At 61.4% G+C, this 18,861-nt stretch carries 17 protein-coding genes, 2 tRNA genes and 1 pseudogene; 8 read left to right on the top strand and 12 right to left on the bottom strand.

Going from position 1 to position 18,861, the window contains the following annotated elements:
• Positions 1 to 130: 130 nt before the first annotated feature.
• A pseudogene (locus LGH82_RS08355) lies at positions 131 to 1,902 on the top strand (glucan ABC transporter ATP-binding protein/ permease).
• A gap of 104 nt (positions 1,903 to 2,006) precedes the next feature.
• Positions 2,007 to 2,771, top strand: a complete 765-nt coding sequence (locus LGH82_RS08350; RefSeq protein WP_227348062.1) for a heme ABC transporter permease — start codon at positions 2,007 to 2,009, stop codon at positions 2,769 to 2,771.
• Positions 2,772 to 2,800: 29 nt separating this feature from the next.
• Here the strand turns inward: LGH82_RS08350 and LGH82_RS08345 are convergent, their stop codons facing one another.
• Complete coding sequence (locus LGH82_RS08345; RefSeq protein WP_227348061.1) at positions 2,801 to 3,859, bottom strand: D-TA family PLP-dependent enzyme; 1,059 nt, start codon at positions 3,857 to 3,859, stop codon at positions 2,801 to 2,803.
• 191 nt (positions 3,860 to 4,050) lie between these two features.
• Between LGH82_RS08345 and LGH82_RS08340 the strand changes: the two genes are divergently transcribed.
• Positions 4,051 to 4,737 (top strand): D-lyxose/D-mannose family sugar isomerase, encoded by a 687-nt coding sequence (locus LGH82_RS08340; protein ID WP_227348060.1) that lies wholly within the window; start codon positions 4,051 to 4,053, stop codon positions 4,735 to 4,737.
• Positions 4,738 to 4,765: 28 nt separating this feature from the next.
• On the top strand, positions 4,766 to 5,017 hold the full coding sequence (locus LGH82_RS08335) for a hypothetical protein (RefSeq protein ID WP_227348059.1): 252 nt from the start codon (positions 4,766 to 4,768) through the stop codon (positions 5,015 to 5,017).
• 38 nt (positions 5,018 to 5,055) lie between these two features.
• Here the strand turns inward: LGH82_RS08335 and LGH82_RS08330 are convergent, their stop codons facing one another.
• The 5 genes from LGH82_RS08330 to LGH82_RS08310 all read right to left on the bottom strand — a co-directional run bounded on the left by LGH82_RS08330 (position 5,056) and on the right by LGH82_RS08310 (position 9,329).
• Entirely contained in the window at positions 5,056 to 5,937 is an 882-nt protein-coding gene (locus tag LGH82_RS08330) for an RDD family protein (protein ID WP_227348058.1), read from the bottom strand.
• Complete coding sequence (locus tag LGH82_RS08325; protein ID WP_227348057.1) at positions 5,924 to 6,943, bottom strand: stage II sporulation protein M; 1,020 nt, start codon at positions 6,941 to 6,943, stop codon at positions 5,924 to 5,926. Before LGH82_RS08325 ends, LGH82_RS08330 begins: the two co-directional genes overlap by 14 nt.
• The gene (locus LGH82_RS08320) at positions 6,940 to 7,731 is read right to left on the bottom strand and encodes a DUF58 domain-containing protein (RefSeq protein ID WP_413771434.1); all 792 of its coding nucleotides are present in this window, start codon (positions 7,729 to 7,731) and stop codon (positions 6,940 to 6,942) included. Before LGH82_RS08320 ends, LGH82_RS08325 begins: the two co-directional genes overlap by 4 nt.
• Positions 7,619 to 8,769 (bottom strand): IS3 family transposase gene (locus LGH82_RS08315; RefSeq protein ID WP_413771365.1). Its coding sequence is split into 2 segments (ribosomal slippage): positions 7,619 to 8,505 and positions 8,505 to 8,769, totalling 1,152 coding nucleotides; the frame shifts between segments, so codons are not numbered across the junction. The genes LGH82_RS08320 and LGH82_RS08315 overlap by 113 nt, the downstream gene beginning before the upstream one ends.
• Positions 8,766 to 9,329 carry a hypothetical protein gene (locus LGH82_RS08310; RefSeq protein WP_227348055.1) on the bottom strand — a complete coding sequence of 188 codons (564 nt, stop codon included), beginning with the start codon at positions 9,327 to 9,329 and terminating at the stop codon, positions 8,766 to 8,768. The genes LGH82_RS08315 and LGH82_RS08310 overlap by 4 nt, the downstream gene beginning before the upstream one ends.
• 160 nt (positions 9,330 to 9,489) lie before the next feature.
• Between LGH82_RS08310 and LGH82_RS08305 the strand changes: the two genes are divergently transcribed.
• Positions 9,490 to 10,263, top strand: coding sequence for a hypothetical protein (locus LGH82_RS08305; RefSeq protein ID WP_227349520.1), 774 nt, complete (start codon positions 9,490 to 9,492; stop codon positions 10,261 to 10,263).
• Between the two features lie 62 nt (positions 10,264 to 10,325).
• A complete protein-coding gene (locus tag LGH82_RS08300) occupies positions 10,326 to 11,120 on the top strand; it encodes a hypothetical protein (protein WP_227348054.1) in 795 nt (264 codons plus the stop codon).
• Positions 11,121 to 11,319: 199 nt separating this feature from the next.
• Here LGH82_RS08300 and LGH82_RS08295 read toward each other — a convergent pair whose 3' ends face one another.
• The 6 genes from LGH82_RS08295 to LGH82_RS08270 all read right to left on the bottom strand — a co-directional run bounded on the left by LGH82_RS08295 (position 11,320) and on the right by LGH82_RS08270 (position 16,264).
• The gene (locus LGH82_RS08295) at positions 11,320 to 12,144 is read right to left on the bottom strand and encodes a hypothetical protein (RefSeq protein ID WP_227348053.1); all 825 of its coding nucleotides are present in this window, start codon (positions 12,142 to 12,144) and stop codon (positions 11,320 to 11,322) included.
• Positions 12,145 to 12,253: 109 nt separating this feature from the next.
• Positions 12,254 to 13,939 (bottom strand): hypothetical protein, encoded by a 1,686-nt coding sequence (locus LGH82_RS08290; RefSeq protein ID WP_227348052.1) that lies wholly within the window; start codon positions 13,937 to 13,939, stop codon positions 12,254 to 12,256.
• Between the two features lie 186 nt (positions 13,940 to 14,125).
• A tRNA-Cys gene (locus tag LGH82_RS08285) sits at positions 14,126 to 14,199 on the bottom strand.
• A gap of 105 nt (positions 14,200 to 14,304) precedes the next feature.
• A complete protein-coding gene (locus tag LGH82_RS08280; protein ID WP_227348051.1) occupies positions 14,305 to 14,937 on the bottom strand; it encodes a hypothetical protein in 633 nt (210 codons plus the stop codon).
• A gap of 187 nt (positions 14,938 to 15,124) precedes the next feature.
• Positions 15,125 to 15,198 (bottom strand) — tRNA-Gln (locus LGH82_RS08275).
• Between the two features lie 133 nt (positions 15,199 to 15,331).
• On the bottom strand, positions 15,332 to 16,264 hold the full coding sequence (locus LGH82_RS08270) for a lysylphosphatidylglycerol synthase domain-containing protein (RefSeq protein WP_227348050.1): 933 nt from the start codon (positions 16,262 to 16,264) through the stop codon (positions 15,332 to 15,334).
• Positions 16,265 to 16,605: 341 nt separating this feature from the next.
• On the opposite strand from LGH82_RS08270, the gene LGH82_RS08265 reads away from it, so the two are divergent.
• Positions 16,606 to 17,988 carry a Ppx/GppA phosphatase family protein gene (locus LGH82_RS08265; RefSeq protein WP_227348049.1) on the top strand — a complete coding sequence of 461 codons (1,383 nt, stop codon included), beginning with the start codon at positions 16,606 to 16,608 and terminating at the stop codon, positions 17,986 to 17,988.
• A gap of 58 nt (positions 17,989 to 18,046) precedes the next feature.
• Positions 18,047 to 18,844 (top strand): RlmE family RNA methyltransferase, encoded by a 798-nt coding sequence (locus LGH82_RS08260; protein WP_227348048.1) that lies wholly within the window; start codon positions 18,047 to 18,049, stop codon positions 18,842 to 18,844.
• Positions 18,845 to 18,861 lie beyond the last annotated feature (17 nt).

The following is an 18,861-nucleotide window of genomic DNA, read 5'->3' as shown; positions in this document are numbered from 1 at the left end:
TCCGAACGTCGCTATCTTTTGTTCGCGAAATGGGAACGGAAGCTGTAGACGGGCATTGTTTTGCGACGACTGACCCGATACGAGTCATGAAATGATGCAGTGCACAAATAGTTTGGCGGAGTAAGTTGCGGTGTCCCTTCTTCAGATCTATTGGAGAGCGCTGGGTTATCTGGCATCCGACAAGAAGCGCGTCGCGCTGATTTGCGGCGCCAATGTCGCGCTGGCCGCGATTGCGATCATTGAGTCGATCCTGTTCGGTCGGGTGATCGACGCTATCTCCAGCCACGGTCCGGTTTTCTCGATGCTCGCCCTTTGGGCCGCTCTCGGCGCCTTCAGTGTCATAGCCTTTGTGCTGGTGGCGCGCGGCGCCGATCGCTTTGCGCACGCCCGCCGCTCGGAAGTGCTCTGCGAGTCCTTCGAACGCGTGATCACCATGCCGCTCGCCTGGCATCATCAGCGCGGCACTTCAAACGCTTTGCACACGCTGTTGCGCGCGGTCGAGACGCTGTTCAGCCTGTGGCTCGAATTCATGCGCCAGCATTTGGCTACGGCCGTTACGCTGGTCTTGTTGATCCCGACGGCTATCAGCATGGATCTGCGGATGTCGATGGTGCTTCTGGTGCTCGGCGTGCTCTATGTCGGCATCGGCCGACTTGTGATGAAGCGCACCAAGGCCGGCCAGGCCGCCGTGGAGCGCCACTACCACAAAGTGTTCGCGCATGTGACCGACTCGGTCAGCAACGTCGCTGTGCTGCAGAGCTACAATCGCCTTGGCCACGAGGCCGAGACGCTGCGCCGCTACGTCAGGAACCTGCTCGATGCGCAGAACCCCGTGCTCGACTGGTGGGCGATCGCCAATGCGCTGCAGCGCCTGTCCTCAACCATATCGATGATGGTCGTGCTGATCATCGGCGCCTATCTGGTCACCCATGGTCAGTTGCGCGTCGGCGACGTCGTTGCCTTCACCGGTTCGCCACGCTGCTCATCTCCCGCCTCGACCAGTTGTCGGCCTTCGCCAACCAGATTTCGGAAGCCCGCGCCAAGCTCGAGGACTTCTACAAGCTTGAGGACTCCGCGGCCGACGCCGCCGAGCCGGATGGCCTGCGCGATCTAACCAACGTCACCGGCCATGTCCGTTTCGAGGATGTCGGCTTTGAATTCGCCAATTCGGGCCAGGGCGTCAGCGAAATCTCCTTCGAGGTTCAGGCTGGTCAGACCGTTGCCATCGTCGGCCCGACGGGTGCAGGCAAGACCACGCTCATCAATCTGCTGCAGCGTGTCTTCTCGCCGTCCAGTGGCCGTATCCTGATCGACGGCGTCGACACGCGCACCGTGACCCGCAAGTCGCTGCGCCATTCGATCGCCACCGTGTTCCAGGACGCAGGCCTGCTCAACCGCTCGATCGAGGACAACATCCGCGTCGGCCGCGCCGATGCGACGAATGACGAGATCCATGCCGCCGCCAACGCGGCTGCCGCGCAGGACTTCATCCTGGCCAAGAGCAGCGGCTACGACACGCTGGTCGGCGAACGCGGCGGTCAGCTGTCGGGTGGCGAGCGCCAGCGCATCGCCATTGCACGCGCCGTGCTGAAGGATGCCCCGATCCTCGTACTCGATGAGGCGACGAGCGCCCTCGATGTCGAGACCGAGGATCGCGTCAAGGAAGCTATCGACGAACTCAGGCGTCACCGCACCACCTTCATCATCGCCCATCGCCTGACCACCGTTCGCGACGCCGATCTGGTCGTGTTCATGGACAAGGGCAGGGTGGTCGAAATGGGTGGCTTCGCTGAATTGTCGATGCGGAATGGCCGCTTCGCCAGCCTGCTCCGCGCCGGCGGCCTGCTCAACGACGAAGAAGTTCGCCGCCTCAGCCGTACCGTGACGGGCGAAGCCGCCTGACCAGACGACGGTTCTTCCTCTCCCACAAGGGAGAAGGGCCGAACTCCGCCTGCGACATCACCGGTCGATTGCCCCAATCGCTCTGTCGGTTTATGTAAAGTCGCATGAGCGATACCACTTCACGCCTGAGCGGCTGGACCGATCTTGCCAATCCGACACGGTTTGTCGGACTGGCCGACAGGGTCGTGCCATGGCTGGCGGGGATTGCCGCGCTTGTTCTCGCTGTCGGGCTCTATATGAGCTTCGCGGCGCCTGAGGATTTCCAGCAAGGCATCACAGTGCGCATCATGTATATCCACGTGCCTTTCGCCTGGCTCGCCATGATGTGCTACACGCTGATGGCGCTGTCGGCGCTGGGCACTCTGGTCTGGCGCCATCCACTGGCCGATGTCGCACTCAAATCGGCGGCGCCGATTGGCGCCACTTTTACCGCGCTTGCCCTCATCACCGGTTCGATCTGGGGCAAGCCGATGTGGGGTACATGGTGGGTGTGGGATGCGCGGCTGACCTCGGTCTTCGTGCTGTTCCTGATGTATCTCGGCATCATCGCATTGACCCGTGCGCTCGACGATGCTGGACGCGCTGCCTGGGCCGCCGCCATCATCACGCTGGTCGGCTTCATCAACATCCCGATCATCAAGTTCTCGGTCGATTGGTGGAACACGCTGCACCAGCCGGCGTCCGTGTTCCGGCTTGGTGGCCCGACGATCGACCCAAGCCTGCTTTGGCCGCTGCTGGTTATGGCGGTTGGTTTTACGGTGCTCTTCTTCGCGCTGCATCTGATGGCGATGCGCACCGAAATCCGTCGCCGCCGAGTTATCGCGATGCGCCGCGTCGCGGCAAGGCAGGCAGAGCGGCAACCGCCCTGAGACGTTTTACTTGCCCACGAACGTTCGGCTCACGCCATCCGGCCGCGCGCTGCCACCGTTAGTGTTTCCAACACGTGGTCGCCGTCGATCAGGTTGACCTCATTGAACAGGTTGGTGACGACGCAGCAGTGGTCGGGCACCACGCGGACGCGATCACCGATGCGCAGCTTGGCGTCACCGGAAAGCGTGACAGTGCCATGTTCTTCGCTAAGCCCGGTCACCCTTGCGTCGGGAGCGCCGAGCAGTTCGCCAAAATCTCTTAGCCCGAGCGTGTCACTGGACAAGGCCTTGCTGCCTGCATCGAGAATGGCACGCGTTGACGTCGGATGGCTGACCACCGTCGACAGTACGGTGAGGGCGCAATCGTCGATACCGCCCACGCCTTTGCCGACCTGATAGCGGTCGAGATAGATGTATGTGCCGGGGCGATATTCGGTGACCACCGATGTGTCGCTGGAGCGCCACATATCCGGCGTGCCGCCGCTGGAAACGCGCTCGCAGGCGAGACCTGATGCAGCCAGTGCCTGCTTGGCATCGGCCAGCCATGCTTCGGCCTCGTTGGCGCGGCCGGCCGCCGGATAGGTCATCAGGCCACCGAAGGCGAGGCCGCCGGCCTTGTCGATCCGCCTTGCCAGCGCAACGGCTTCGCCTGCCGACTGGACGCCGCAACGGCCCATGCCGGTATCGCACTCCACCAGCACGGACAGGCGATGACCGCCATCGGCGAAGGTGGCGACCAGCCCTTCGATCGTGTCTTGGCTGTCGGCCGTCACCGACAGCGTCACGCGGCGATGCAGCGCCAGCAAGCGCTCAAGCTTAGCGCGTCCGAGAATGTTGTAAGGGAGAAAAATATCGGCAAGCCCGGCATCGGCCATCACCTCGGCCTCGCCGATCTTCTGGCAGGTGATGCCGACCGCGCCCGCGGCGATCTGTTTCTTCGCCCAGTAGGGCAGTTTATGGGTCTTGATATGCGGCCTGAGTTTCAATCCCTGGCGGTCGGCATGGGCTTGTGCCCGGGCGATATTGGCTTCAGCGCGTGCGGCATCGATCAGGATCGACGGCGTATCAAGATCGTGGATGGTCGGCATCATCAATCACCATGTGAAAAATCCGCAGGGGTTATGATCCTGAAACCGCGTGATGTCACGCGGCCAGCGGCCAGGATCGGTGGTCCATGCGCTCAGTGCGCCACGCGGGGCCGGGCGGCAAGATGCATCGACACCGCACCGGCGTTCGGCTATGCGGTTTGTCGGACAAGTCGACACCAAGGACCATGATCATGAAACGCTCCGCCATCAACGACATCATCCGCGAAGCCGACGCTTTCATCCGCTCGTTCGGCTACATCATGCCTCCCTTCGCCTATTGGTCGCCCGAAGAAGCGAAGGCGCGCCAAGCCGATTCCTCGGCCGTGTTCACCTCGCGGCTCGGCTGGGACATCACGGATTACGGCCAGGAGAAATTCAAGGACCTCGGCCTCTTCCTGTTCACCGTTCGCAACGGTCGCTACGAGGACATGAAGAAGGGCATGGGCATGCTCTACGCGGAAAAGATCATGATCTCGCGGAAGGACCAGCTGTCGCCGATGCATCGCCACAACATCAAGGCCGAGGACATCATCAATCGCGGCGGCGGCAAGCTGGTGCTCGAACTGTTCATGCACGATCGCGACGGCGGCATCGATCCGAAGGCCGAGGTGTCGGTGCCTGTCGATGGAACCATTCACAGGCTGCCGGCTGGCGGGCTGCTGAAGCTCGACCCGGGCCAGAGCGTCACGCTCTTGCCGGGCGTCTGGCACGCCTTCTGGGCCGAGGGCAAGGATGTGCTGATCGGCGAGGTTTCGACGGTCAACGACGACCTCACCGACAACGTTTTTCGCGAACCGATCGGCCGGTTCTCGAATATCGACGAGGATGTCGCTCCGCTGCACCTGCTGGTGTCCGACTATGAGAAGTGGTTGGGGTAGGAAAGGCAGTCTTCTGTCTTCATTTGGCTTGATCAAGAAGCGCGCGCAGCGTGCGCACTTCGGCGATCAGCCAAGGGATATTCTGCCGCGCGGCGGCCATGAAATCCTGGTCCGCGGTTGTCGCGCCGGACATTTCGATGTCTTGGCCGCGTTCCACTCCTTCACCGGTTTGGATGAAGTTCGATCCGCCAAGGAAGTCCCGGCCCTCTATTCAGGATTTCCATGGGCCTGGCTGTGCCGCCGCCGCCCGGGTTTCCATTTCCTGAAGTTCAAGCTCTGACAGGGACGTCTTCATTACAGCCTCGTTCGTGGGGTTCGCTACCGCGCGTGCTTATCCGCCTTGCGGTTGCCAAGCAGCAGCTTGCGCTCCAGATGCGCCCGCAGGTCGCCATAATAGGCGGCGAGGAACGCTTTTGAATCGGGTGGCTCGATCTTGATGCCGATCTTGCGCCCGATCGTTTCGGCCACGGCCTTGAGCGCGAAATAGTCGTCGCGGCGCAGCACCTCTTCCAGCTTGTGCAACTCGGCAATCCCGTAGGCGTCGAGCTGGGCATGGCTGAAGTGAAAGGCCTTGGCAACGGGATCCTTCCTTGCCGACAAGTCCGCCAGCAGCGTGCGCTTCGGGGTCTCGACCACCCAGGTTCCTGCGAGGAGGTCGCCGATCCGCAGCCGATCTCGGTTGAAAAGCGGGAACAGCGCGAACAGCAGCGTCCACACCAGGCCGAAGACGGTGGTCAATGTATCGGCGAGCCCGGCGCCACTGCGCCCAGCCAGGATCGACAGCGGCAGAAACACCTCGATCTCGCGCATCAGGTTGCGGGCGATGACCTGGTCGACCGACAGGCCGGCGCCGCTGCGCGAGGCCACCCGGATACCCAGGATCCGCTTGCCGGGCGTCGCGGCGCGGCGTCCCGCCTCGAAGATGATGAAATAGGCGTTGCGCAGCAGGAAGATCAGGATGATCCAGACGACGAACAATGGCTGCAATTCGTCGCGGCCGAGGCCTCTCAGCCCGAAGATGGCGACGATGCTAATGATGATGCCGGCCGTGGACAGGAAAACGACATCGAGCAGGAACGCGGACGCCCGTGTGCCTGCGTCGGCCAGCTTCACGCGCAGATCGACACCCTCGGGCGTGACCAGCGGCCGGATCCTCGCGGTTTCCGTATCACGGATCGTTGCGTGTTTAACTATCGCCATGCCGCACCATCCGGAACAGATAGAAATAGGCGATCCAGAACGCCAGCATGCCGCTACCGATAGCGTATCGCGCCGTATCACTGGTGATTGTCTGTCTACCGATGCCTTCGAGCAGACCTGCAAACAGCAACATCACCACCACTCCGACCATGGCGGTCGCCGCGATACGACCGGCATGGGCGGCTGCCGCCATTCGGGGCAATTCGCCCGGGAAGGCAATGCTGGTGCCGATGCGCATGCCGGCCGCGCCCGCCAGTATGATCGCGAAGATTTCCGTGGTGCCATGAATGGCGAGCCACCCGCCCAGTTCGAAACCGAGGCCCTTGGCGGCATAGATCTGGAACATGGCGCCCAGCACGCACCCGTTCATCAGGATCAGCAGCACACTGGGCAGCGCGAAGGCAAAGCCGAGGGCGAAGGCGAGGATCGCTACCTGGACATTATGGGTGAAAAGGTAGGCGGCGAAGCCCGACAGGAAATGGTTGCCAGCGCCGCCATAGAGGACGCTGCGCAGCATCTCGGCCGAGGCATCCGGGTCGCGGCCGTTGGCAAGGCTTGCGGGAATGATTGCGTCATACCAGCCCTTGTCGGAGGCCACCAGCCAGAAGCCGGCACCGGCACCAACTGCCGTCAGGCCAACCGACACCCATGTCTCGCGCCACAGGTCGCGAATGGCATGCGGCCAGTCACGCAGGAAGAAATCGCCGATGCGCTGCCTCAGCCCACGGCGCGCACCATAGAGGTAGAAATAGCCGCGCAAGCAAAGCGCCTCGAGATAGGCGACCAGCGCATTGTCGAGCGACGTGGCCCTTGCGACCGACAGCGAGGACAGCGCCGACCGGTAGAGCAGCGGCAGCGAAAGGAGCTCGTCTTCCGACAGCGAGCGGGGCGGCCGTTTTTCGACACGCGCCAGAAGCGCCTCGAACGTCGTCCAGTCGGTTTCCCGCTCCAGCCGGAAACTGGCCAGCGACTGGCGCACGACATCTTTGCCGGTCGGCGCGCTCATAACAGGTCCTGCTGCTTGAGTTCGAGATAGCGCTCTACCAGCGCCGGACCCAGTCGCTCATGATTGGCTTCGATGACATGCGCGCCAAGCAGGCGCAGCCGGCCAATGACGATCTGCCTCTCGCGCAGGAGGCCACCTGCGGTGACGGCGCGAGCGACGTCCTCGCCAGAGAGGGGTGGCATGTCGGCCAGCGTCTCCAGTTCGACATCCTTCATCATCATGAACAGCACCAGATGCCGCTCGGTCAGCCGGCCCACCGTGCGCAGCATCAGCTCCGCGCTGATCGGGTCGACGAAATCCGTGAAGATGATGACCAGCGAGCGCCGGTCAAGCCGCGCCGAAAGCGTAATCAGAGCCAGGGTGAAATTGGTCTCCTCGCTGGAATAGTCGATCTCGGCCGCCCGCTTCTGGATCATTGCAAAGCTGGCGGAGCCGCGCACCGCGCCGCTGGAAACGCGCGGCTTTGCGTCGAAGCCGAACAGGCTGACCAGATCGCCGCCCTTCAGCGCGATGAACGCGGTCAACAGTGCCGCCGTGACTGCCCGATCCACCTTAGGCACGCCATCGACCGGCTCGCACATCAGCCGCCCGCTATCGATGGCCAGCACGATGTTGTTGTTCTCCTCGATGCGGAACTCGCGTGGACTTGCTTCGGTAAAGTGGAGAGCGGGTTGCTCATTCGGCGGCGTTTCGCTCGAACTGCATCGGGCTGATGTAGTCGAGCGCGGAATGCCGCCGGATGGGATTGTAGAAGCCGTCGATATATCGGGCAATGGCGGCTTGGGCATCGGCGCGGGTAAGGAAAGAGGTGCGCCAGATCAGTTCAGTTTTCAGCGTCTTGAAGAATGTTTCGACCATGGCGTTATCAAAGCAATTGCCCTTGCCTGACATTGAGATGATGACGCCGGCGGCACGCAATTCGGCTTGGTAGTCGATAGAACAATATTGGCTGCCGCGGTCGGAGTGGTGAATGAGGCCGGGTTCCGGCTGCCGCATGACGAACGCCTTGTTGAGCGCTGCCAGAGCCAGGCTGCGGTGTAGCCGGTTGCCAGCAGCCCAGCCAACGACCTTGCGGGCAAACAGATCGATGACGACAGCAAGGTACAACCAGCCCTCCCGCGTCCAGATGTAGGAGATGTCGGCACCCCATTTCTGGTTGGGACCAGTGGCGGCAAAATCCTGGTCGATGACATTGGGGGCAACCGGAAAGGCGTGTTCGCTGTCCGTCGTGCGCTTGAACCGCCGCTTCTGTCTTGCCTGGAGGCCATTCTCCCGCATCAGACGCGCCGTTCGTCGCCGGCCAATGGCAAAGCCATTGTCTTGCAGTTCCCGCGTCATGCGCGGGCTACCATAGGTTCCGTTCGACAGCGCGAACGACGATCGCACATGCGCCAGCATTATCATGTCGTCGCGCTGCCGGCGGCACGCCGGCCGGCGCCCCCAGGCAAAGTAGCCGCTCGGGCTGACACCCAGCGTCGCGCACAAACGGTCCACAGGGAAATCCTTCTTCGCCTGGTCGATGAGCGCGAACCTCACCGACTTCCCTCCTTGACGAAAAAAGCCGTCGCCCGTTTCAAGATATCCCGCTCCTGCCGAAGGATTTCATTCTCCCGCCGCAGCCGTTTCAATTCAGCGGCGACATCAGCATCAGGCGGACGCCCAGGATCGCCCATCTCACGATCCAGCTGCCGACCCATCCATCGCGTCAGCGTCGAGAAACCAACACCAAGATCCTCCGCGATCTGCCGCTTCGTCCGACCGCTCGTTCGCACAAGGCCAACCGCCTCCGCCTTGAACGCATCCGTAAACTGTCTCTGTTTCGTCATCGAGGTCGCCTTTCATCAGAAGGAAACTCTCCACTTTTTCGGGGCAAGTCCAGTGTGAACGCGTTGCGCGCGCGGGTCGGGATCGAAGGCGCACCGGCAATGTCGCGCGCTGTCAGCGACGGGCGCAGGAAGTCGGGCAGCCGGCCGGCGATGTCGGCCACGCTACGGCGAAGCAGCAGGTGTACCGCTTCGTCATAGTCGCCGCGCGCCGCCAGTGCATCAGCCTCCGACAAAAGGATCTGCGCGGCACCAATGTCGGGCTGCCAGGCCTCTTCGGCCTCGGCTTCGCTACGGGCACGTCGCCACGGCATGCGCCAGGCGACGCCTTTCATTTCGAGGAAGATTTGCAACAGGATGACGGCGGCACCAATGGTCACCGCGCCCCAGAAAAAATAGATCATATAGGGCCCCAGCCACGACAGCACATCGGCCAGCCAGTCCGGCGGCTTGGGCGGCACGTACGTTGGCAAGTCGAACTGGATCGAACTGTCCGCAAGCAGTTGCTTGTGCAGTTGCGCCAGCTGCTCGGCCCCCGCTGTGTCCGGCTGTGCCGCTGCCACTCCGCTCGCTCCCATGCAACCTATGGTCCTGGGCCGACACTGGCAATGCGTCAAGAAAATTGCAAGTGGGCTGGACGCTGGCCATCAATATTGGCAGATTACTTTGCATTCACATCGACGTGGTCCGCGATGGGAACAGGGTGGGCGCGTTTTGACTTCGATGGTAGTGGAGCGGCCCGAGAAATTCAGCATCGGCAGGGTGTTCAACAATATTTTCGCGGTGATAGGCCGTAATATTGGTTTGTGTCTCGGACTGGCACTACTGTTTTCAGGCGTGCCATCGATCGTTCTTGAACTTTGGAACCGCATGGGGGCAATGGAGGGTATCGACCCGAACGCCGTTGCCTTTAAAGATTCCGCGACGACGGCTCTGGATGCTTTAATCACGCTTGCGATTGTACTCATATACTTTGTACTAGCGCTCCTGCTCCAATCCGCCCTCGTTCGTGCGACGATCGAAGACATGAATGGCAAGCGGCCGGCGGTGGGAGACTGCGTCCAGATTGCTTTCCGCTATCTGCTGCCAACTCTGGGTATCGGCATGCTGGTTGCCCTGGGCGCCGGTATTGCCTCAATCGCACTGTTGGTTCCCGGCATCATACTGTGGCTGGGCTGGTCGGCGGCCGTGCCTGTCCTGATTCAGGAGCGCCTCGGCGTGTTCGGCTCCCTGTCACGCAGCCGAGCGCTCACCAAGGGCAGCCGCTGGTCGCTGTTCGGCCTGTTCCTGATTCTGTTCATCGCGGCGATGGCTGTCCAGATGGTATTGGGCGCGGCCTTGTTTTTGCTGGGCGGCATCCTGGCAGCCATCGGGGCAAGCCTGGTTTCGACGGTGTTTTCCATGTTTCTTTCGATCGCCTCCGCGGTCAGCTACGTCGAACTGCGCCAGGTCAAGGAAGGCACCAGCGTCAGCGAATTGGCTGAAATCTTTTCGTAGCGCGCAAGGTCGTGCCGCGCGATCAGCGCATTGGGATTGATGCGAACGAGAAAGGGTAAATCGTGGTCTCAACAGCACTCGATCGTCCGGACAAGTTCCGCATCGGGAGGGTTTTCGGTGACAGCTTCGACATTGTTGGCCGCAACATTGGCTTGTGCCTGGGGCTGTCGCTGCTGTTTTCCGGAGTGCCCGAACTGGTACGTGAGCTTTGGCTCTGGAAGTCGGTGGCGGGTGTCGTGGCTGGTGCCCCACAGTTTTCAGCGCAACGAGTAATCCTCGGCGTCGCGGCCTGGCTGATTTCAATCGTCCTTGGGTCCATTTTGCAAGCGGCATTGGTGCGCGCTGCGATCGAGGATCTGCAAGGCAAGCGGCCTGCGATAGGAGACTGCCTGAAGACAGCGTTCTCCGTAGTGCTGCCTGTGGTAGGCATTGCTCTGCTGATTGGTCTTGGTGTGGGGCTAGGTTGCGTGCTCCTTGTTGTACCCGGCATCATGTTGTTGCTTCGCTGGTCGGTCGCCATTCCGATCCAGGTTCAGGAGCGGTTGGGGGTATTCGGCAGCATGGCGCGCAGCCGCGACCTTACGAAAGGCTGCCGCTGGCCGTTGCTGGGCTTCTGGCTTATCCTGATTATCGCAGCGATCGCGATCCGGCTGGTTCTGAGCAAGGTGGCGGTCGTTTTTGGCCTGCCCGCGGCTTTCGTCGTGAATGCCCTTGTGACTGCTGTTGTCTCAACGATTACAACGGTCGCTCCGGCTGTCAGCTATGTTGAACTGCGCCCGGATCAAGGAAGGCACCAGCGTCGACGAACTGGCGGAAATCTTTTCATGACGAAGGAGTTTGCCCTCACCGCGTCATGAAGGAGGCGACATCGGCGTCCGCGACCTTGCCGGCGGCCAAGTCGGCGATTGACACGCGCTCGGCCACTTCGGGGGCCTGACCATCCTTCTGGTCGAACAGAAAGTGGCGCTCGCGCAGGCGGGATCTGGAGCAGGGGAGGCGGGTTCGCCTGCCAACAACTGCATAACTGACAGGGTGGGCGCGGGTGCCACCCTTGGCTCACTTCTTTTGATTCTTCTGACGAAACGTCTTGGTTTTATTATCGAAGACATAGTCGGTCGCATATCCGGCGCCGCCGTTGCGGAAATTTACGGAGATGACGTCCGAGCCTTTTTTCGAAAATTTCTGAACATTCAGGTAGATAGGTGTCATCAGCATGCCGGCGTTGCAGTCATTCTTGTCGAAATCGATCTCCTGATCGACCTTCTTGCTGCTCTTGTTGATGATCTGCATTTTCTCCATGCAGATGCCGGAGCTTGTGCTTGTGTAAATTCCTGAAAACATATTGGTGGCTGTCTGCGCCCAGAAGGGAATGGCAACGGCTCCGTCAATCTTGCCGTCGCCAGTATCGTCCAGGCTCGCAACCTTCTTGAGTGTGACAGGGTATTTGATCGCGTGCTGGCTCCAGGTTCCTGTCGCGCCGCTTTCATTGACGTCGATGGAAAATTCGCATCCGGCGGTGCCGATAGGGGTTTTCGATCCTGCTATTATGACTCGTTCAAATTCGTTGCTGTCTGAAATCTCGCAGAGCGCGAGTCTGCTGCCGCTGGCCTTGCCATAGAGGGCAATGGGACTTTGTTTCCCGTCGTAGAAGTAACTCCCCTCGACGGTAATGCCGCTGCCAAAGCTCTCGTATGTCTGTATGGAAAGGTGGATGGGAAAGGGTCCGAGGGAACCTTCGTAGTTTTCCACGTGGTACCAACCCGCGACGGCTTTTTGGACGACCAGCAACAAGCAGACAACCGCGAGGACAAAGCGCGTTCTCATCCCGATGTGCCCCGCGAAGACATCCGTTACCTCCGCCCGCAAGAGAGCTGTCTGCATCCCGCCGGCTCGCAATCCAGGACCGTATCATAATTCATGTTGCTCTAAATTGCGCAGCAGTTTTGAGACAATTTGTCAGGGAAAGCGAGCCTTGCCGCCGCGACGGATATCAATGACAGCAACTGTGCGCCGGCTCCACGCTGGTCCTGCACAGGCACGATGAGGTGATCGGCACGTCCGCCTTGTCTAGCGCCCTGGCGAGTTTGGCCCGCAGCGCTGGCAATTCCTCGGTTTCACCGCGCAGCTTCAGGCATTCCACCAGTCCGTGCAGCGCCCAGACATTGTTCGGGTGCTGGGCACAGCGCTGCACCGTGCCGCTCAGGCCCAGATCGTCGCGATAGACCTGCTCGGCTTCCCGCGCGTGGCCCCGGTCGAGAAGCAGGGCGGCCAGCGCGTGGCGTGGCGGGTGCATCCAGGCCCAAGGCTCGGTGTAGGATAGATTGTCGTCAAGTTCGACCGCCTGCCGCAGATGTGCATAGGCCTCGTCGTGCCGGCCCCGGTGATAGGCAAGCTCGCCATCGAGCAGGGCGGCGCCGACGCCAAGCGAAGCCCGCGTCGGGTTGCTGAGGAAGCGCCGCTCCGGCGGGATCTCAGTCAGGTGTTGGTGGAACAGTTCGCGCTCGCGCTCTGCCTCGGCGAAGTTTCCAAGCGTCGCATGCGCGACACCTTTGGCGTAGTGCTGCATGGCTGCCGTCAGCACATAGAGTTCTGGCTCTTCAATCATCGGTTCGTCGATGATCTCCTGCCAGCGGCCAAAGCGCACCTGCACATGCGATTTCATGGCGTGGTAGCCTTCAACCGTCTGGGTAAGTTTGGGCCGGTCGGCAAGGCTGACCACATCGCGCGTCACCAGGCTGCGCGCCTTGTCGGCGGCCCACAGCGCCGGCCTGTACTGGCCAAGGAACATGCAGGTGAACATCATCAGATGCAGGTCGTGGCAGCAGCCGAGCAGATAGTAGGTCGGCTCATCCGCATAGGCGAGATAGAGATCGTTGGCGCGAACCGCCTTTTCACTGGCAAGCCTGGCCTTCTCATATTCGCCGCACAGCACATAGATGTGGCCGGGCATGTGGTTCATGTGCCCGGCATCCGGGCACATTTCGCCGAGCATATCCGCCGAACGCATGCCGCGCTCCGGCATGACAGACATTTCCAGCAGGTGAATATGCAGATGAACGATCGCCGGATGCTGCGTGATGCCGGCCTCGTCGGCGAGCGCAATTGACCGCTCGCAAACCTCCAGCGCCTCGACGACATCGGAATTCGGGGCTGGCTCGCCTGTCTTGAGGTTCCAGAGACGTCGCACGGTGCGCATCATCAGCGCCTCGACCAGCAACGCCATAACGTCATGATCATCAGGAAAGCTCTGATAGACCAGCCGCATCGCGGCGGCATAGGCATCATCCCACTGCTCGAATTCCTGGGGGCTCACGCGGTGCGGCTTCTGGAAACGGCAGGCCAGCGCCTCGATCAATCGCCTTTCGACATCGCTGGCTCCAGCGGCGTTGGCGCGCGCCAACTGGACATGCTCGAAGCAACGCTTCGTCGCGCTGTTGGCCTCCGCCTCGCCATGCTCCTTCCAGGTCAGGTTGTAAAAAGGCCCGGCGGCATAGGCGATGCCCCAATGCACCATCGGGCAGTCGGGGTCTGTTTCCAGCGCCTTCTCAAAGCACTTGATGCCTTGCTCATGGTTGAAGCCGTAGCACCAGTTCAGGCCGATATCGAACCAGCGCTGGGTTTCCTCGGAACGGGTGGAGATAGGGCGGCGGTAGGTGCCGAGGTTGAAATGGTCCATGGATTCTCATGCAAAATGTTGTCGGCCGCGAGCCAAGCTCCAGCCAGATTCCTTCCCCATCAATCTGAACCGAAATCCGTAGGCATGGCAAACGCCATGAGTGCCGTCGCCACTGTTTGAGAGGGTAAGGTTTGGCGTCGCCCAACAAGAAAAGCCGCCCGGCTAAGCGCGGAGGGCTTTTGAAAATGGAGGTCTGAATGGGAATTGAACCCATTACGTCGGTTTTGCAGACCGATGCGTCACCGTCCCGCCCTCAGACCGCGCGGCTCTTATGACCATCCCACCAACGCTTCGTCAACCTCGCACGCGGAAGCCTCTTTCCATCGATCAAATGGATTTTCCTTTCGCTTCGCGGCTCTTTCTTCTCAGTTGGTCTCTCTGAACGGCGTTTCATTTTGCCAGCCGGCTAACTCTGGCAGGTCGTCGAGCCAACTTTTCTCGGTCATCAAGGCATCTCCGGCCTGCGGTGCGGCCTCGGTGGCGTTTTGAATGAGCCACTCCATCCACTTCCGATAGGCAGCCGGGTCCAGTTGGGGCGGCAGTACCTTGGCCTTGGCCAGCATGCGTTTGCGGAAACTGACTTGCCTGCGGAGTTTGGTCGTAGTGAACTTGATTGCCTTGCCTTGGTATTCAACCGTCCAGCGCCCATCACCGTGGCTGGCGAGTCGGTTGATGGCGAAACCGACATCGACCGGTCTATCTCGCCAAGGAAGCTCAACGGCATTCTTCCTCAGGTCGATAGCCCATCGCCTGTAATCGGCCCCGGCACGCTGGGGCGGCAACACGCCGGCCTGTTCTAGCATCTTCCTGCGGAAAGTAGGCTGCTTCTTGAGCTGGCCTGTCGTCAATTCGATGCGATGCCCACGGAATTCGACGTGCCACCGGATCCTCCCGTTGCCGAAATACTTCACCAGCCTGTCGATGACGAACTCGCCATCGGAAAGCATCACGCAGCCTTGGCTGATGCTTTCGAGAATGTACTGGCTATCGGTTGTCATGACGCGGCCTCGTTCAGGAATTTTTCACGAAGCTTAGCCAGTGGCACCCACCAGCGGCTACCAATCTTTTTCGCTCCGGGAATCTCGCCGCCTCAAGTTACGCGCGGAGTGCGATTGATCTGCAAGCGATGCAAAATGAAAACGATCAAGTTGCCCCACTAAGCCATGTTCTTGTTTGTGGAATGTTTGGCTGGGGAACCTGGATTCGAACCAGGACTAACGGAGTCAGAGTCCGTGGGTCTACCGTTAACCTATTCCCCAGCAGGCGTGGTCATGAACCGCGCGGGCTGAGCGGCCGAGCCGCTGTGAGCGCTGCCTTGTAGCCGCCAGCGGAAAATAGTCAAGCCTGCTTTGTCTTTCAAATCACAACGTTTCGAAATTTGGCGGTTGCGCTTCACTTGCCGGGGCGGCTGAACTGCGAGCGCTCGAAAAACAGAACGACGCCCAGCCCGATGATCAGCGGGATGATCAAATAGAACAGCCGGAACACCAGCAACGCCGCCAGCACGCCGACCGGGTCCATGTCCGAAAGCCCAGCCAGGAAGACGACTTCGAACACGCCAAGCCCGCCCGGCGCGTGCGAGATCTGCGCGACCGAGAACGAGACGAGGAAGACGCCTAGCACGACGAAGTAGCCGGGATTGTTGGCCTCGGGCAGGGCAAAGAAGATGATCGCCGCCGCCGCCAGAAGCTCGATCGGGCCGATGATCAGCTGCCGGGCGACAATCGGCAGCGCCGGATAGTGCAGCTGGAAGCTGGCGATCTTCAGCGGGCGCAGATGCAGCCAGCTGCCGAACACATAGGCGGCGACAAGAAGCAGCATGGCGATGCCCGCCGCCTCCGACAGGCCGTGATGCGCGATGCCGGAGAATCGGTCGAGGATCTGCGGCTCGAACACCAGCACCAGGCCGGACGCCAGAATCGTCGACAGCACGAAGGTGATCCAGCAGATCGCCACGAGCACGCCGACCTCCTGTCCGGTCAACCCTCTCGTGCCATAGGCGCGGTAGCGGATGACGGCGCCGGAAAACACCGAACCGCCAATGTTGTGCGACAGCGCATAGGTGGTGAAGGAACACAGCGTGACGAACAGCCACGACACGCGCTTGCCGATGTGCAGGAGCGCGATGTGATCGTAACCGGCAAGCGACGCATAGGCGATGATGGAACTGACCGCCGCGAGGATCCAGCCGCGGGTGGGAATGGCTGATATGCCGTCCCAGACGTCATCGAGGGAAACGCCGCGCAGTTCGTGCCAGAGCAGGAAGAGCGAAAAGACAACCGCGGCAAGGCCGACGACCGGCCAGAAGTAGCGTTTCCAGTTCATTGCTTGCCTGCCATGCGTTCGGGCCTGTTCCTCTTTCTGGTTCGCGGTGGCGGATCGACGGCGATTCCCGATCCTTGAGCCCCCAATTCAGAAATGCCTCATCGAAGCCGGCTATTCAACCAGCATGACGTTACCCACACATTGCGTGACTGGAGTTTCGCAGGCGCTCCATCCGTTCCGAATGGGTAACCAACCCCACGCCCGCCTTCACGCCGCCGGCAAAATTTCGGCATGCGCTCTTGGTGATCCGGCCGTGCGCTGTTAGTCTGGCGGCAACTTAAAACATGGAAAGCGCCTGCTGCGTCCGTTCAACGGTTCGCGCGGCGCCGGAAGGAACGACAGTGGAAGACCGCGACACCGGCGCAGGCGCGCCGGAGGTAGGCGCGTCCAGCGCTTCCCCGCCGCAAGGCTCGGGAAGCCCATCCGCCGGCCGGCATCACCGCCGCCCGGGGGAGCATCGGCAGCCCGGCAGACATGCTGGCGCCGGGCAGCAGGCTGACGACGCGAGCCAGAATCAGAAGGGCAAGCCCAAGAAGCGGCGCAAGCGCAGGCGCGGGCGTAAGGTTTTCGCGCGCGACGAAGCCAAGCCTGGAGCGAATGGATCGCCATCGTCCCGTGACCATGCTGTTTCGGCTGATTCTTCGCGCGGAAAGCCGGTTGTGGTTCTGCCCGCGATCGCTGTCATGCGGGTGGAGCAGGCTGAGCGCAGGCCGCCCATGCCGGAACTTCCGGTGTTTGCCGCGCTCGATCTCGGTACCAACAATTGCCGGCTGCTGGTCGCGGTGCCCACCCGTCATGGCCAGTTCCGCGTCATCGACGCGTTCTCGCGCATCGTCAGGCTGGGCGAGGGGCTGACCGCCAACGGAAGGCTCGGGCAGCCCGCCATGGATCGTGCCGTCGAGGCGTTGAAGATCTGCGGCGACAAATTGCGCAACCGCAAGATCCGAAAAGCCCGGCTGATTGCCACGGAAGCCTGCCGCACGGCGGAAAACGGCGTCGAGTTCCTCGATCGTGTCGAGCGCGAAGCAGGATTGAAACTCGAGATCATCGATCGCCAGACCGAGGCGCGGCTGGCGGTCTCGGGCTGCGGGTCGCTGGTCGAACGCGAAACCGAAGGCGTCGTGCTGTTCGATATTGGTGGCGGCTCATCGGAAATCGCGTTGATCGATCTCGCGGGCCGGCGTTCGCCACGGCTTGCCAACCACATCGTGTCCTGGACATCGTTGCCGGTTGGCGTTGTGTCGCTGGCCGAGCGTTTCGGCGGCCGCACCGTGACGCGCGAGATTTTTGCCGCCATGGTCGATGATGTCGCCGGCCGGTTGGCCTGCTTCGACGGACGCGACCGGCTGAGCCATCTCAAGGCCAACCCGAATTTTCATCTGCTCGGCACGTCCGGCACGGTGACGACGCTGGCCGGCGTGCATCTCGATCTCGAGCGCTATGACCGCCGCCGGGTTGACGGATTGTGGATGGACCGCGACAGCGTCGACCGCATGGTCGAGAAACTGGTTGGGTGGGATTTCCAGCAGCGCGTCGCCAACCCCTGTATCGGCGCCGATCGCGCCGACCTGGTGCTTGCCGGCTGCGCCATCCTGGAAGCGATCCGTGCCGTCTGGCCATCGGAGCGGCTGCGTGTCGCCGATCGCGGCCTGCGCGAAGGCATATTGAGCGAATTGATGGCCGACGATGGCGTCTGGCGCAACAATGGACGTGGCAGAGCATGATCCCGAAAAGTGGTGACCGGTTTTCGAAAGAGATCATGCTCAAACAAGAAATTAGACTATGACCAAGAAACCGGAAAAGCCTGGCTCCGCCAGCATTCGCGTACTGAAGACGCGGATCAAGAAGAAAAGCGGCTTGAAGGAATCGTCGCGCCGCTGGCTGCAGCGCCACATCAACGATCCCTATGTGCAGCGCTCGAAGGCCGACGGCTATCGTTCGCGAGCGGCCTACAAGCTGATCGAGATCGACGACAAGCATCATCTGCTCAAGCCCGGCATGAAGGTCATCGACCTGGGCGCGGCGCCCGGCGGCTGGTGCCAGGTCGCCGCCGCGCGCACAAAGTCCACGGCGGAAAAGCCGCATGTCATCGGCATCGACTATCTGGAAATGGACGCGGTGCCTGGTGCGCCTGTGCTGCTGATGGATTTCCTCGACCCACAGGCGCCGGAAAGGCTCGCCGAGGCCTTGGGCGGTGATCCGGATATCGTGCTGTCCGACATGGCGGCGCCGACGACCGGGCACAAAAGGACCGATCACATCCGCACCATGCATCTGTGCGAGGTCGCCGCCGATTTCGCATTGTCGGTTCTGAAACCCGGCGGCCATTTCCTGGCCAAGACGTTTCAAGGCGGCGCGGAAAACGAGCTGCTTGCCATGCTGAAGAAGAATTTTCGCTCGGTCCATCACGTCAAGCCACCGGCTTCGCGTGACGAGTCGGTCGAGCTCTACCTGCTGGCGAAAGACTTCAAAGGGCGAGAAGTTGGTACGCCGTCAGGCGGATCGGAACGCCCAGAGGACGTTTCGAGAGCTTCGATAGCCCGAAGCGATAGCGAAGGGCCGGAGGTCGCGGAGGACTGATCGGCCCGCCCGAGGGC

Source organism: Mesorhizobium sp. PAMC28654 (assembly GCF_020616515.1).
Lineage (GTDB): Bacteria > Pseudomonadota > Alphaproteobacteria > Rhizobiales > Rhizobiaceae > Mesorhizobium.
Note: the sequence above shows the minus strand (reverse complement) of the source record. Positions and strands in the feature narration are given on the sequence as shown.

What these genes read in the sequence shown, in the direction of transcription:
- LGH82_RS08295 (WP_227348053.1), bottom strand. Translation starts at nt 12,144, where the DNA reads ATGCAGACAGCTCTCTTGCGGGCGGAGGTAACGGATGTCTTCGCGGGG.
- LGH82_RS08270 (WP_227348050.1), bottom strand. Translation starts at nt 16,264, where the DNA reads ATGAACTGGAAACGCTACTTCTGGCCGGTCGTCGGCCTTGCCGCGGTT.
- LGH82_RS08320 (WP_413771434.1), bottom strand. Translation starts at nt 7,731, where the DNA reads ATGCCCAAGCCGCCATTGCCCGATATATCGACGGCTTCTACAATCCCA.
- LGH82_RS08330 (WP_227348058.1), bottom strand. Translation starts at nt 5,937, where the DNA reads ATGGCGATAGTTAAACACGCAACGATCCGTGATACGGAAACCGCGAGG.
- LGH82_RS08280 (WP_227348051.1), bottom strand. Translation starts at nt 14,937, where the DNA reads ATGACAACCGATAGCCAGTACATTCTCGAAAGCATCAGCCAAGGCTGC.
- LGH82_RS08290 (WP_227348052.1), bottom strand. Translation starts at nt 13,939, where the DNA reads ATGGACCATTTCAACCTCGGCACCTACCGCCGCCCTATCTCCACCCGT.
- LGH82_RS08345 (WP_227348061.1), bottom strand. Translation starts at nt 3,859, where the DNA reads ATGCCGACCATCCACGATCTTGATACGCCGTCGATCCTGATCGATGCC.
- LGH82_RS08350 (WP_227348062.1), top strand. Translation starts at nt 2,007, where the DNA reads ATGAGCGATACCACTTCACGCCTGAGCGGCTGGACCGATCTTGCCAAT.
- LGH82_RS08340 (WP_227348060.1), top strand. Translation starts at nt 4,051, where the DNA reads ATGAAACGCTCCGCCATCAACGACATCATCCGCGAAGCCGACGCTTTC.
- LGH82_RS08325 (WP_227348057.1), bottom strand. Translation starts at nt 6,943, where the DNA reads ATGAGCGCGCCGACCGGCAAAGATGTCGTGCGCCAGTCGCTGGCCAGT.
- LGH82_RS08260 (WP_227348048.1), top strand. Translation starts at nt 18,047, where the DNA reads ATGACCAAGAAACCGGAAAAGCCTGGCTCCGCCAGCATTCGCGTACTG.
- LGH82_RS08305 (WP_227349520.1), top strand. Translation starts at nt 9,490, where the DNA reads ATGGTAGTGGAGCGGCCCGAGAAATTCAGCATCGGCAGGGTGTTCAAC.